12 protein-coding genes are annotated in these 14,129 nt (G+C 64.7%); 4 read left to right on the top strand and 8 right to left on the bottom strand.

Translation table 11 applies throughout. The features are described 5' to 3' along the window. Positions 1–224: 224 nt before the first annotated feature. Complete coding sequence (locus VFA60_15490; GenBank protein HZQ93195.1) at positions 225–1,469, top strand: CBS domain-containing protein; 1,245 nt, start codon at positions 225–227, stop codon at positions 1,467–1,469. Between the two features lie 272 nt (positions 1,470–1,741). After that, complete coding sequence (locus VFA60_15495) at positions 1,742–2,992, top strand: divalent metal cation transporter (GenBank protein ID HZQ93196.1); 1,251 nt, start codon at positions 1,742–1,744, stop codon at positions 2,990–2,992. 163 nt (positions 2,993–3,155) lie between these two features. Here VFA60_15495 and VFA60_15500 read toward each other — a convergent pair whose 3' ends face one another. The 5 genes from VFA60_15500 to VFA60_15520 all read right to left on the bottom strand — a co-directional run bounded on the left by VFA60_15500 (position 3,156) and on the right by VFA60_15520 (position 7,161). Next, entirely contained in the window at positions 3,156–3,560 is a 405-nt protein-coding gene (locus tag VFA60_15500) for a (deoxy)nucleoside triphosphate pyrophosphohydrolase (protein HZQ93197.1), read from the bottom strand. 113 nt (positions 3,561–3,673) lie between these two features. Beyond that, positions 3,674–4,531 (bottom strand): ABC transporter substrate-binding protein, encoded by an 858-nt coding sequence (locus tag VFA60_15505; protein HZQ93198.1) that lies wholly within the window; start codon positions 4,529–4,531, stop codon positions 3,674–3,676. An 83-nt stretch (positions 4,532–4,614) separates the two neighbouring features. Continuing rightward, positions 4,615–5,448, bottom strand: coding sequence for a response regulator (locus VFA60_15510; protein ID HZQ93199.1), 834 nt, complete (start codon positions 5,446–5,448; stop codon positions 4,615–4,617). Positions 5,449–5,541: 93 nt separating this feature from the next. Further along, positions 5,542–6,549 carry a UDP-3-O-(3-hydroxymyristoyl)glucosamine N-acyltransferase gene (lpxD, locus tag VFA60_15515; GenBank protein HZQ93200.1) on the bottom strand — a complete coding sequence of 336 codons (1,008 nt, stop codon included), beginning with the start codon at positions 6,547–6,549 and terminating at the stop codon, positions 5,542–5,544. Between the two features lie 132 nt (positions 6,550–6,681). Then, positions 6,682–7,161: a hypothetical protein gene (locus VFA60_15520; protein HZQ93201.1), complete on the bottom strand. Its 480-nt coding sequence runs from the start codon at positions 7,159–7,161 to the stop codon at positions 6,682–6,684. A gap of 395 nt (positions 7,162–7,556) precedes the next feature. On the opposite strand from VFA60_15520, the gene VFA60_15525 reads away from it, so the two are divergent. Then, complete coding sequence (locus VFA60_15525) at positions 7,557–9,224, top strand: CCA tRNA nucleotidyltransferase (GenBank protein ID HZQ93202.1); 1,668 nt, start codon at positions 7,557–7,559, stop codon at positions 9,222–9,224. Positions 9,225–9,365: 141 nt separating this feature from the next. On the opposite strand, the gene tpiA is transcribed toward VFA60_15525, so the two are convergent. The 3 genes from tpiA to gap all read right to left on the bottom strand — a co-directional run bounded on the left by tpiA (position 9,366) and on the right by gap (position 12,557). Further along, positions 9,366–10,118 (bottom strand): triose-phosphate isomerase, encoded by a 753-nt coding sequence (gene tpiA / locus VFA60_15530; GenBank protein ID HZQ93203.1) that lies wholly within the window; start codon positions 10,116–10,118, stop codon positions 9,366–9,368. A 93-nt stretch (positions 10,119–10,211) separates the two neighbouring features. Beyond that, positions 10,212–11,423: a phosphoglycerate kinase gene (locus VFA60_15535; GenBank protein ID HZQ93204.1), complete on the bottom strand. Its 1,212-nt coding sequence runs from the start codon at positions 11,421–11,423 to the stop codon at positions 10,212–10,214. A gap of 126 nt (positions 11,424–11,549) precedes the next feature. After that, positions 11,550–12,557, bottom strand: coding sequence for a type I glyceraldehyde-3-phosphate dehydrogenase (gene gap / locus VFA60_15540; GenBank protein HZQ93205.1), 1,008 nt, complete (start codon positions 12,555–12,557; stop codon positions 11,550–11,552). A gap of 278 nt (positions 12,558–12,835) precedes the next feature. Between gap and VFA60_15545 the strand changes: the two genes are divergently transcribed. Further along, entirely contained in the window at positions 12,836–13,876 is a 1,041-nt protein-coding gene (locus VFA60_15545; GenBank protein ID HZQ93206.1) for an ATP-binding protein, read from the top strand. The last annotated feature ends 253 nt before the right edge of the window (positions 13,877–14,129 follow it).

Consider the following 14,129-nt stretch of genomic DNA (forward strand, 5'->3'; position numbering starts at 1 on the left):
CGCGCCGGCCTGCCGGTGTGAATTGCGCAGTTTGCCTGCCGCCCGGGGAAATGTCAAACCCAGGGCCACCCTGCGCTTACCGTTATTTTCTCACCCATCGCTCCGCGCTTCAGACACCGCTTGGGCCTGCTGAGTTCCGCAAACCTGGAACAGGTCCCCCGCCAGCGATTACGAACCTGGCAAGCGGCTTCCTTCGCACCGCCGCGCGCGAGTATCCTGCCTTCGTGCCCAATCTTTCGCTCACCGAGCTGCTCGGCACGCCGGTTTTCGACGTCACCGGCATGGTTAGCGGACGTGTGCGCGAGGCTGCCATCGCCCCGCAGGAGGACCCGGCAAGAATTGCCCTGTTCGTCGTCCGCTCGCGCCGCCGCGACTACATCCTGCCTGCATCCGCCCTGAAGTGGGTTGACCTGCACGGCGTCCGCAGCGCCACTCGGCGGGACGACTGGACGCCGTTCAACTCGTCGGAAGGTCTGCTGCTGCTGGAGCGCGACCTGCTCGACCAGCAGATCATTGACGTGCACGGCCGCAAGGTCGTCCGCGTGAACGACGCCGAACTCGAGGAAGAAAGCTCCGACAGCGCGCCCGTGCTGAAAATGGCGACGGTTGACGTGGGCGCGCGCGGCGCCATCCGCCGCCTGCTCAAGGGACTTGTGCCTCGCGCGCTGCTGCACAGCATGCTGCAGAAGTTCCCGCCGCGCACCATCCCCTGGGAGTTCGTGGACCTCATCGAGACCGACCCCGCCCGCCGCGTGAAGCTGAAGATTTCGCACGACCGCCTGGCGCGGCTGCACCCGGCCGACATCGCCGACATCATCGAAGAGCTCGCGCCCGCCGAGCGCGAAGCGGTGCTCGAAACCCTCGACGAGCACGTCGCCGCCGACGCGCTCGAAGAAGTTGACCCCAAGCTCCAGGTTTCCATCGTCTCCGGGCTGGACTCCGAGACCGCTGCCGACATCGTGCAGGAGATGGACCCCGACGCCGCCGCCGACCTGCTCGGCGACCTGCCGCCGGAGCGCTCCGAGCAGATCCTGGAAGAGATGGAGCCCGAAGAGCGCGGCGAAGTCGAAGAGCTGCTGACCTTCGAAGAAAACACCGCCGCCGGGCGCATGACCACCGACTATCTTTCGCTCTCGCCCATCGCCACGGTCAACGACGCGATCAATCAGCTGCGTAACTACGAGGGCGGCGTCGAAAGCGTCAGCAATATTTTCCTCGTCGAATCCGACGGCAAGCTCGCCGGCGTCGTGCCCCTCTCACGCCTGCTGCTGGCCAATCTGACCACCCCGCTCGCCGAACTCAAGACCGATCCGCTCATCTCCGTACCGGCCAGCGCCAACGAAAAAGAAGTCTCCGAGACCTTCGACAAGTACAACCTGCTGTCGCTGCCCGTAGTCGACCCGCAGGGCAAGCTCGCCGGCGTCATCACCGCCGACGACGTCATCAACCTCCTCCGCCAAAAGGAATAAGTCTGGTTTGTCATCCTGGGCGGGGGCTGCGGGCCCGCTCTGCGGGATCGCGGCCGGAGTCGAAGGATCGCCACTGCGACCACGGTCGCCCCAGCGAAACTCGAAGCCCGGCGGTGCCCCGCGTTTCGCGCCGCCTTCTTTGCGGCGCTAGCGTGGGCGGGCTGAAAGCCACCACGCGCCTCACCTCTTGCGAAGCAATCTTCCCGGAAGCGCCGAACCTCCGTTAATCCTTCCCGAATTCCTCGCCTCACGTTTATTCTGCCTGCGGTCCAATGAAGATCCGCAAACAATGGAATCTCTGGCGGCTCCGCGTGCTCATGCTCTTCGCGGTGGTCGGGCCGGGCTTCATCACCGCCAACGTCGATAACGACCCCAACGGAATCTTCACCTATTCCGACGCCGGCGCGCGCTTCGGATACGGCCTTCTCTGGACGCTCATTCCGGTCACAATCGCCCTCATCATCGTGCAGGAGATGTCGGCGCGCATGGGCGCCGTCACCGGCAAGGGCCTCAGCGACCTCATCCGCGAAGAGTTCGGCTTCCGCACCACGTTTTTCCTGATGCTGGCGCTCATCCTGACCAACTACGGGAACGTGGTGGGCGAATTTGCCGGCATCGCCAGCAGTCTTGAACTGTTCGGCGTCTCCAAGTACATCAGCGTGCCAATCTGCGCCGTTGTTGTCTGGCTGATGGTGGTGAAAGGGAACTACAAGACGGTGGAAAAGGTTTTTCTCACCGCGTCGTTCTTTTATGTGGCGTACATCATCGCCGGCTTTCTCGCGCGCCCCGACTGGACCGCCGCCCTTATCGCCACGGTCAGGCCATCGGACTTCGAGCTGTTCGCCGACCGCAGTTATCTCTATTTGATGATCGCCGTCATCGGCACCACCATCGCCCCCTGGATGCAGTTTTACCTGCAGGCATCCATCGTGGAGAAAGGCGTCACCCCGCGCCAATACGGCGCCTCACGCCTCGACGTCATCTTCGGCTGCATCTTCACCGACGTCGTCGCCTGGTTCATCGTCGTGGCCTGCGCCGCCACGCTCTACGCCGCCGGACACCACCAGATCCACGACGCGGCCGACGCCGCCCAGGCCTTCCGCCCACTGGCCGGCCAGTATGCCTATATCCTCTTCGCTGCGGGATTGTTCAACGCGTCGCTGTTCGCGGCATCCATTTTGCCGCTCTCGACCGCGTATTCAGTCTGCGAAGGATTGGGGGTCGAATCCGGGCTCGACAAGCCCTTCCGCGAAGCGCCGCTCTTCTACTGGCTCTATACCATCCTGATCGTGCTCGGCGCCGGCGTTGTGCTCTTTCCCGACTTTCCACTGCTCAAGGTCGCCGTGCTCTCCCAGGTCATCAACGGGGTCCTGCTGCCCTTCGTGCTCATCTTCATGCTGCTGCTGGTGAACAAGCGGGACCTGATGGGAACGTTCGTGAACAGCCGCCTGTTCAACGCCATCGCCTGGACCACCACCATCGTGATGATCACCCTCACTGCCGCCCTTCTGCTGATGCAGTAAACAACGCGGTGATTTTCAGAAAGTCTGCCGCAGGAATTGTCATCCCGTGCGTGGCGAAGGACCTGCATTCCGCGCTGCGCCATCATTGCCGCTTGCGCCGGCCACAACCGCGCGCGCAAGAACGTGAAACGTGAAACTTGAAACGTGAAACTTGAAACTGCCTTTAAACCACTTTTCCCGCCGCGATCTCTTTGACCAGCTTGACGTCGGCCTCCAGGAAGTCGTACGACGGCAGCTCGCGCCGCGACACCCAGCGCACGTCGCGGAAGATGCGGTTGTCCACCTCACCCTCCCAGTCCTTCACCAGGAAGAAAATCAATTCCACCGTGCGCTTTCCCCGCGGATACCGGTGCCGCAGGCGCGCCACCTCCGGGCCGACGTCAGGCTGAATGCCCAGCTCCTCGTCGAGTTCGCGCACCAGCGCATGCTTGGCCGACTCTCCGTGTTCAATCTTGCCGCCGGGGAACTCCCACTTCAGCGGCATGGTCTGATACCGGGTTCGCTGGCAGATGAGCAGCTTGCCGTCGCGCACCATGAGCGCCGCGACCACTTTGATGGTCGGCGTCACGCGATTCGTATCTCGCTGGATTGGTTTCGCCCGGATTGCGGCAGGAAGAAATGCTGTGCTCTGTGTCTCGGTGACTCTGTGGCAGGTGTTCGCTCTTGCCCGTGCATGCGGTTTCATTTAATCACAAGCGCTTTCAGCCCTCGTACGCCCGATTCTGGTGCAGCAAAAATCTCCGGATGAACGCACCACGCCAGCGCGCGCAGCCCGTCCACCAGGCTCGGCCCCGGCGTGTTCAGCAGCTCGTCGCGCAGACAGAAGACGCGCCCCGTTCGAGCCGCGCTCGTTTCGTCCCAGCGGCGCTCGCGGATCACTTTTTCCAGCGGCACGCGATCGCCGGCCCCGCACCAGGCGAAGATCATCACCTCCGGATCAGCATCGCGCACCGCGTCGGCGGGCGCCTGCTTGCCCGGCTCGCCCACGAACTCGCCGCCTGCGATTTCCACCAGCTCCTTCACCCAGCGTTGCGAGTGGATCACTGGCTTGCCCCATTCCTCGCAGAAGACCCGCGGCCGTAGCACTGCCCGTCGCGCCCGCTGGCCGGCTTCCGCAATCTCCCGCCGCATTTCGGCGATCAACGCCGTGCCGCGCTCGGGAACCTGCATCGCGCCGGCAATCAGCGCGATGTCCGCAAAGACGTCGTCGAGCGAATGCGGCGCCAGCGCCAGGAACGGCACGCCGGCCTTCAGGATTTCCGCCAGCGCCTCGGCCCGATACGGCACCGACGCAATCACCAGGTCCGGCTTCGCAGCCAGAATCTCCTCCGCCGTCGCGCTCCACGAATCCTGCACGATCCGCCGCCCGCCCTCGGCCGCCTCCGGGCACACATCCCGGCAATACCGCGTACAAGCCGCCAGCCGGTCCAGCGTCCCCAGCCGCGCCAGCGTAAGCGTCACGCTCGGCTGCAACGACACAACCCGCCGCGGCCCGCTGGCGCTTTCGCGCTCAAGATTTCCTTCGCGCCCTTCGTGCACCCTTCGTTTCCTTCGTGTGAGAGCCCCTGGGTCTGGATCCGCGGTACGTTTTTTTTGCGGATTTTTCTCGAAACTGGAAACTGCTAGAAACTTCTTTTTTCAATCACTCTCGCCGTCAGCGCCAACCCGTTGCGGTCGTCGTGCAGCTTGAGCGAAAACGCGAGCACGTTCCACACCCGCCGGGCGTCCGTTTTGGGCAGGTTCGGCAGTCCGCGGAAGCTGCGATCGATGTACGTCTCGCGTGTATCGGCCACGGTCCTCACAATCTCGCGCCACTCCTCGCCCAGTTCGGGAAAACTCTCGAACATGTTCCTTCCCATGAACCACGGCCGCTTCTGGTCGAAGAGCCCGGCGAAATAATCGTTCACGTACTGCCAATTGCCGTCGCGGTCCAGGATTTCCAGCACCACGTCGTCGCCCATGGCCATGGCAATGCGCGAGTAGTAGAAATCGCGCGCGTCGACCACCACGGGACGCCCGCGCCGCTTCGCCTCGAAGTTGCGCAGCGCCATCAGCAGGTCATCCACCGAGCTGTAGCCCTTCAGCAGATGCATGTCGGCAATGCCGCCGAAGCGCCGCTCCAGCGTGGCCGACAAAATAATGATCGGCACGTGCGGACGCTCCGCGCGCAGCGACTCGGCCACCTCGGTCCCGAACTTGCCCGCGCCAAGGTGATAGTCGAGCACCGCGATGTCGATGGCGGCGAGCTTGGCGCGCGCATCGTCCACCGACGAGCTGCTCACCACCTCATACCCGTTGCGCCGCAGGATGGTGGACCGCAGCAGCAGGTTCTCCTCGCGATCGTCCAGCAGCAGCACGCGGATCGGCTTCTTCGGCGCAGGCTTCTCCGCCGGCGGCTTCGCGCCGCCCTTGCCGCCGATCAGGGTCGGCCCACGCGCTTTGGTTTCGTCAGACATCGGCAATTCGCGCTGAGCAATTGGCACTTGGCCCTCGCGCTTGGGCGCGGACCTTGACGGCCCAATGCCAATTGCTAAAGGCCAGCTGCCGGTTCACTCCGACTTCGCCGCTGCCCGCTGCCTCACCGCTTTGGCAATGTCCGGCAGCCGATTGAACGCGGCCACGCAGCGCAGCCACTGCCTGTTCTCGATCGCCGGATACCCGCTCACCGTCATCCCCGCCGGCACGTCATTTGGGATGCCGCTCTGCGCGGTTGCGATCATGCCATCGCCCAGCGTGCAGTGTCCGGCTACGCCAACTTGCCCGGCCAGGATCACGCTGTTGCCCACCCGCGTCGATCCCGCCAGGCCCACCTGCGCGCACAGCAGCGTGTTCTCGCCCACGCGCGACCCGTGCCCGACTTGCACCAGGTTATCGACCTTCGTGCCGCGTCCCACGCGCGTCTCGCCCACGCTGGCGCGGTCCACGCACGCGTTGGCCTGCACCTCAACATCATCTTCCAGCACCGCTGGACCCGACTGCGTGATCTTCAGCCAGCGCGCGCCGTCTTTGGCGTAGCCGAAACCGTCGCCGCCGACCACCGCGCCGTTCTGCAGCACCACGTTGTCGCCCAGCCGGCAGTGCTCGCGAACCACGCTGTGCGCGTGCGCGAAAAAATTCTTCCCGATGCGCGCGCCCGCGTAGATGACCACGTGCGCCAGCAGCACCGCGCCTTCGCCGATCTCCGCGTTCTCGCCCACCACCACGTACGGCCCGATGTGCCCGCCAGGGCCAATTTTCGCCGACTTTTCAACCACGGCCGTAGGATGCACGCCAGGCGCGTACTTCGGCGGCGCGTAAAACAGATCCACCGCGCGGGCAAACGCCAGGTACGGGTTCCTGATGCGCAATGTCGGTATCGCCAGGGCAGGGAAATCGTCGGCCACGATCACTGCCGCGGCGCGCGTCGTCTTTGCCGCGGCCGCATACCGCGGATTGGCCACGAACGTGAGCTGCCCCGGCCCGGCTTCTTCAATCCCGGCAACACCCGCAATTTCCGCCTGCGCGCCCGCCGGCTCCACGCGCGCACCGAGCCTGGATGCAATCTCTGTGAGCTTCATGCAGGGAAGTTTACCGTTTGCGCTTCACAGTTCACAGGTTGACTCCGATGGGGCCCGGCCCTCGGCCGGGCTTTCGATGTATCGGATACGCGAGGAGAACCGAGGACCGGGAACCGGCAAACGAGAACCGGGTCACTCGAACATCGCCACCTGCCGCTCGTCCGCCTCGGGTGGCTGCCGCTTGCGCCCCGCGGCGCCGCCGATCACGGCCAGCACGGTGAGCTGTGCCAGCGCGGTGCGCGGCACAAAAATCCGCTGCGTGTTCGATCGCGTGTCAGGAGGGTTGATCAGGAAACCGTCCGCGCCCGCCTGCGCCAGGTCGTTGGGCATCATGCCTTCCAGGATTTCGTTGTCCTTGAAGCGCAGCCGCACCCACAAGCCCGCCGTCCGCGGCCGCGTCACAAACGTCTTCCGCGAGGCCGTATCGTCCTCCCCAAACTCGCGCACGAAGTACACGCCCTTGATGTCGCGCAACTCAATGCTCACCACGTTGCCCGCGGTGTTGAGCAGCTCCACCTTGCCGTCCACCACGAAGTTCGCCGGCGCAACGAAGCCCTGCACCGCGTCGCGGTCCAGCTTGCGGACAATTACCTTTTTGTGTGTCGAAGACATTTTCCAAGCAGTACCGAGTGCCGAGTACTGGGTACCGGGTCCTTTGCGAGTGATCCCGGACGCGGCCCGCGTCGTTCGCGGGCGGGGTCGAAGGACCCCAGCACCGCTCGCGGAATTCCTGACGCTTCAGTTCACCTGCCGTGCACGATGCACAAGTTGCGGCGCAGCCGCCAGCTCAACTGGGTACTCGCCACTCGGTACTGGGTTAGTTTCGCATCTTTTTCGCCGCCAATCCGCCTGCGAATCGCCGCTGTAGCCAAAATGAGCAACCTTGTGGTAATTTGACATGTTTTGGTGTCCTCCGGTCTTTGGCGCTAAGCCATTGCCGAAGTAAGACTTACCGGGCCCTCACAACCTGGCTTCTTGCCCGGGAGGTGGATTCCCCCTCAAGCTGAATGGCTGATTACATCTACATGATGGAGACCCGCCTGTCGCCCGACCAGCAGCGGGCCGCCGCCGCAGTCCAGGAAGCGGCGCAGGCACAGGGGCTCAATGTTTATCTCACCGGGGGCGCGGTCCGCGACCTGATGACCGGGTTCCCCATCCGTGACCTCGACTTCACCGTCCAGGGCAATCCCCTCAGGCTGCAGAAGGACCTCGAAAAAGCCGGCGCCACCGTCCGCTCGGTTGACGAAGAAACGCGCACGCTCTCGCTGCTGTTTCCCACCAGCGTCCGCGCTGAAATTCAGATGGCGCGCTCGGAGCGCTACGAGAAGCCGGGCAGGCCCATCATCGCCGCCGGCACCATCATCGAAGACCTGCGCCGCCGCGACTTCACGGTCAACGCCATGGCGCTCTCGCTGAATCCCGCCTCGCGCGGCCTGCTGCTCGATCCCGCCAATGGCGTGGCCGACGTGGAGGGCAAGCTCCTCCGCATTCTGCACAACTACTCGTTCTACGAGGACCCGTCGCGCCTCATTCGCGCGGTGCGCTTCATGGCCCGCTTCCACTGGACGCTGGAGGAGCGTACCCAGGCGCGCTTCGACGCCGCCCGCGAAGGCCGCTACATCGACAACATCTCCAACCGCGCCATCGGCGCGGAAATCGAGCAGATCGCGCACGAAGACGACCCGCTGCAGATCATGCGCGCGCTGGAAAAAGAAAACTGGATGAAGGTGCTGCACCCGCGCTGGGGCACCAACAAGGTGGACACGCAGGCGCTGAACCAGCTGGCCAAACTGCGCGAGCAGTTCATCAACCTCGGCTATACGCTCGACCTCGCCCCCGCGGTGATGTACTTCCTCACCAGCAATATGAGCGGCTCCGACATCGCCGAGATGCAGCGCCTCATCCCGCACAAGGAATTCGTCGCCGCCTGGCGCAATCTGGAAGACCAGGCCAGGGAACTCTCGCATCGCCTGGCGGGCAAGGAAGCCGCCACGCCCTCCAAGGCGTGGACGCTGCTCACCCAGTCCAGGCCCGAAACCATCATCTTTTTGGAGATCACCGGCCGCCAGTCGGCGGTTCAGCAGAAGATCCGCAACTTCCTCGGCAAATGGCGCCAGGTGCGCGCCACCAAGCTGCCGTTCCCGGAAATGGCGGAGCTGCGCATCACGCCTGACCTGCCCGTCTATCCCAAGCTGATGGACGACGCGTTCCTGCTGCTGCTCGACGGCAAGCTCCGCTCGCACAACGAAATTCTGAAGTTCCTCAAGCCGCACGAGCCGCCGCCGCCGCCACCGCCGCCGCCGCCAACCAAAAAACGCGCCAAGGCTGCCGAAGCGCCCGCCGTCGCGGCAGGGGCCCCCGCGCCCGCTGCTGGAGCAAAACCTCCAGCGGTTTCAAAAAAGAAGAAGGGAAAGGCCCCCGAACCCGCTGCTCCGGCTCCGGCTGCACCCGCGCCCGAAGCCGTTCCGGCCAAAGGCGCGGCAAAAGGGAAGGCTGAAGCGAAGCCCGGCGCCGCCGCGAAGCCCGCACCACCCGCGGCCGCAAAGCCGGCCTCTGCTCCCAGGCCGGCGGCCAAACCGGCAGCCAAGCCCGCCTCCAAGCCCGCATCCAAGAAGTCTGGCAAGCCCGCCAAATCAAAACCAGCCAGGAAGGTTGCAAAGAAAAAGAAGCGCTAATCGCGCTTCTTTGTGACCTTCGTCTCCTTTGTGGGCAGCTCTTGTCTTAATCCGCGTCGTCCGCGGCAGGCCTTCGGGGGGCATGGTCCTGCTTTTTTGGGAAACGTGAAACGTGAACCGGGAAACGTGAAACCTGCGTTTCTACGCACTCGCCACGATCGCCGCGAAGGACTTCGGATCCAAACTCGCCCCGCCCACCAGCGCGCCATCGATGTGTCCTTGCTCCATCAGCGCCCGCGCGTTTTCGGGCTTCACGCTTCCGCCATACAGAATTCGCATCGCGCCGGCCGCCGCTTTGCCCATCGCTTCGGCGGCCACGGCCCGCACCACTGCATGCGCATCGTCGGCCATCTGCGGCGTCGCCGTTTTCCCCGTCCCGATCGCCCATACCGGCTCGTACGCGACTGCGATCGGGCCTGCCTCATCGCCGGAAACCTCGCGAAAGGCCAGCGAGCACTGCCGGCGCAGCACGTCTTCGGTCAGTCCGGCCTCGCGCTCCGGCCAGACCTCACCGACGCAGACAATCGGTTTCAATCCCGCCGCGAGGGCCGTCTTCAGCTTTGCGTTGACAATTTCGTCGGTCTCGCCGAAGTATTGCCGCCGCTCCGAGTGTCCAATGATCACGTACTTGCATCCCGCCGCCAGCAGCATCTGCGCCGACACCTCGCCGGTGTACGCGCCTTCTTTTTCCCAATGCAGGTTCTGCCCGCCCACGGCCACGCGCGACCCGTGCGTCTCCTCCACCACCGACGGAATGTCCACGAACGGCGGGCAGAGCACGATGTCGTTTTCCGTCTTGCCTTGGACCAGCGGCAGCAACGCGCGCACAAACTCCCGCGCCTGCGCCGGCGTCTTGTGCATCTTCCAGTTGGCCGCGATGAGTTTGTTACGCATCTTAGGAAAGGCGCTCTTAGCTATTGGCTCCTGGCTGTTGGCCAAACCAAAACCGGGTCAGCCCAGAGCCAAGAGCCAAGAGCCCAGAGCGATTTATTTGTCGCTCAACGCCGCGACTCCGGGAAGCTCCTGCCCTTCGAGAAACTCCAGCGACGCTCCACCGCCGGTTGAGATGTGCGTGATCTTGTCGGCCACGCCCGCCTGCTGCACCGCGGCCACGCTGTCGCCGCCGCCTACGATGGAGGTCGCGGCGGCATTCCCGGCCACCGCATCGGCGATTGCCACCGTGCCCTTGGCGAACGGCGGCAGCTCGAACACACCCATCGGCCCGTTCCACACGATCATCTTCGCGGTCTCGATCTCCTCCACGAACAGGTCAATCGTGCGCGGACCGATGTCGAGCGCCATCATGTCCGCCGGAATCGGCTGCCCCGGCGCGATCACCTGCGCCTTCGCATTGGCCGACGCTTCGCGCGCCGCCACGTGGTCCACCGGCAGCAGCAGCCGCATCTCGCGCTCTTCGGCGCGCCGCAGCATCTGCCTGGCGTCTTCGATCTTGTCCGGCTCGAGCAGCGACTTGCCCACTTCCTGCCCGCGTGCCTTCAGGAATGTGTACGCCATGCCGCCGCCGATCAGCAGCGCGTCCACTTTCTCGATCAGGTTCTTGATCACGCCGATCTTGTCGGAAACCTTCGCGCCGCCCAGGATAGTCACAAACGGACGCGCCGGTTCGTGCAGCGCCTTCCCGAGGTACTCCAGCTCCTTCTCCAGCAGCAGCCCGGCCGCCGCCTTCGAAACAAACCTCGTGATCCCCACCGTCGAAGCGTGCGCCCGGTGCGCCGTTCCGAAGGCGTCGTTCACGTAAATGTCGGCCAGCCTGGCCAACGCCTTGGAAAACTTCTCGTCGTTCTTCTCTTCTTCCGGATGAAAGCGCAGGTTCTCCAGCAGCAGCGACTGGCTTTTCTCCAGTTGCCGCGACATTTCCTCCGCCTCCAGCCCCACGCTATCGGGACAGAACCCAACGTTCTCGCCGCGGTCCAGTTTCTCGTCCAGCAGAATGCGCAGGCGCTCCGCCACCGGCCTGAGGCTCATCTTCGGATTCGGTTTTCCCTTGGGCCGCCCCAGGTGTGACGCCAGGACCACCCGCGCCCCGTGCCGCAGCGCGTACTCGATCGTGGGCAGCGTCTCGCGGATGCGGGTGTCGTCGGCCACCCGCCCGTCTTCGGTCAGGGGAACGTTGAAGTCCACGCGCATGAACACGCGCTTGTCGGTCAGGTCCAGATCGCGGATCGACAATTTCGCCATGGTCTCGGCTTTCATGCGCGCTTCCTGCCCTTCGTGTCTTTAGTGCGCCCTTCGCGACCTTCGTGTGAAACGCTCTTGTCTTTGCCCTTTCGCGAAACGTGAAACGCGAAACGTGAAGCGGTTTTTTTACAGCCCCTTTTTACCGAGGAAATTGATCAGGTCCCGCACGCGGCACGAGTATCCCCACTCGTTGTCGTACCAGGAGATGACCTTCACACAGTTGCCGGCGACCACCCGCGTCATCGTCGCGTCCACGATCGACGACCGCGAGTCGCCGCGAAAGTCATTCGACACCAGCTCCTGCTCCTCGTATCCCAGGATGCCCTTCATCCCACCCTCGGCGCACGCCTTCAGCGCCGCGTTCACTTCTTCCGGCGTCGTCTTCTTCTCCACGAATGCCACCAGGTCCACCACCGACACATCGGGCGTCGGCACGCGCATGGCGAAGCCGTCGAGCTTGCCCTTCAGCTCGGGGATCACCAGGTGCAGCGCCTTGGCCGCGCCGGTGCTGGTCGGGATCATGTTGATCGCCGCCGCGCGCGCGCGCCGCAGGTCCTTGTGCGGAAAGTCGAGAATCACCTGATCGTTCGTATACGAGTGGATCGTGGTCATCGTCCCGCTCTGGATCTTGAACGCGTCGTTCACCACTTTCGCGATCGGCGCCAGGCAGTTCGTGGTGCACGACGCATTCGAGATGATGTGGTGCTTCGCGGCGTCGTACGCGCCGTCGTTCACCCCCAGGACGATGGTCACGTCTTCGTTCTTCGCCGGCGCCGAGATGATGACCTTCTTCACCGGCCCGCGCAGGTGCTTCTTCGCGTCGTTCGCGTCGGTGAAGCGACCGGTCGACTCCACCACCACCTGCGCGCCCACCGACTCCCACGGCAGCTTCGCCGGATCTTTTTCGGCGAACACCTTCACCCGCCTGCCGTCCACCTCGATGTAGTCCGGCCCGGCAGTCACCTTGTGCGTCAGGTTGCCGAGGATCGAGTCGTACTTCAGCAGGTGGGCCAGCGTCTTGGGATCGGTCAGGTCGTTGACCGCCACGAAGTCCAGGTTGCCGTCGTTGATCGCCGTGCGAAAAATGTTCCGCCCGATGCGCCCGAAGCCGTTGATGCCAACTTTGATCGCCATGCGTCGTCCTTCTCCTGATGTCCGTAGAGACGTAAGCCTGCTGCTTCTCGCCGCGCGCGCACTACACGGCGCGTAAGGGTCTGGCCAAACAAACCACCGATGCTAGCACTCGGATTACGCGCAATGCAAAACCATCGCCGTCACGCCAGGCTCTCCTTTCCTGGCGCGCGATGCAGATATCGGATCCTCCGCGCCCGTGGCGCCCCGCTGCGTCCCCTGCGTTCAAGCTCCTGGTCCCCGTTTGCCGCCCACCGCCGCGCTGTGTTACAAGCGCATGCATGGGAAAATGGCCACGCCGCCGCAAGAAGCGGCGCCCGGAATCGGGCGAAGCGGCAAACACCGACCGCCAGCCGCCGCAGCAGGGGCCTCCACCTCTGGAACCGCGCTATCCCGACGAGCGCTTCGGCGCGCCGCGTCACGAGCCTGCGCCGTCCGACGACGACGCGCAGCCCGGCTTCGACGGGCCCGCCGCGCCGGAAGTGAACGGCAACGTTGATTCCGCGTTCGCATCCAACGCCGCCGCGCCCGCAGGCCGCCGCTCGCGCCGCCGTCGCGGACGCCGTGGCCGCCGCGGAGGCGCCGGCCGCGCACGCCCGCAGCAGCAGGAGCAAGCCGGGCAGGGCGCGCGCGACACTTCGTCGCGACCCGAGCAGCGCGCCGCACAGCGCCCTTCGCCTTCCGGTTCCGCTCCCACGCCCCTCCGTCCCGATTTCGCCGCCGGTTACGGTGGATCCAGCGGCGCCGGGCAAATGACCAATGACTTCGCGCCCTCCGACGCCGAACTCGACGAGCCCACCTCCGGCCCGACCACGCCCTTCGCGCCCGAGCTGACGCCCTCAGGCGCGCCGGCGCCGCCACGCGCGCCGCGCGGCGTCGTCGTGCTCGCCATCGGCCTGCCCGGTTCGGGCAAGACCACCTGGTTCAAGCGCCGCGGCGTTACACCGCTCTCCAGCGACCTGCTGCGCACGGTGCTGTTCGACAACATCACCGAGCAGCGCTTTCAGCACCTGGTCTTCAGCGTGCTCCGCGCCATGCTGCGCGCCCGCCTCATCGCCCGCATGCCGTGGAACTACGTCGACGCCACCAACCTCAACCCGCGCGAGCGCCAGCAGTGGATCGAAATGGCCCGCGGCTTCGGCTACGAAGTGCACGCGGTTTTCTTCGATGTCCCGCTCGAAGTCTGCCTGGAGCGCAACCGCCGCCGCGAGCGGGTTGTCCCCGAAGACGTCATGCAGCGCATGGCCGCCAAGCTGAAGCCGCCGACTTTTGACGAAGGCTTCAGCAAAATCACCGTCGTCCGCGTGAAACGGCCTGCCTGATAGGCTGCCGTCTCACAATTGCGGCCACTCTCCCTCGAAGTCATCCTGAGCGAAGCGTGCGATTCCGCCACGGCGGGATCGCGTGCGCAGTCGAAGGACCCCGCGACCGAAGGCGCCGTCTGGGCTGCCCGAGGGAATCTCAACCACGCTCGATTTCTCGCCGTGTCCTTCGTGCAACCTTCGTGTCCCTGGTGTGACGGCCTCTTGCTTTTCAATTCCGCAGTTCCGCAATTCGGCCCTTCGGCAGTCTGCT

The organism is Terriglobales bacterium (assembly GCA_035651995.1).
Lineage (GTDB): Bacteria > Acidobacteriota > Terriglobia > Terriglobales > Acidobacteriaceae > DASRER01.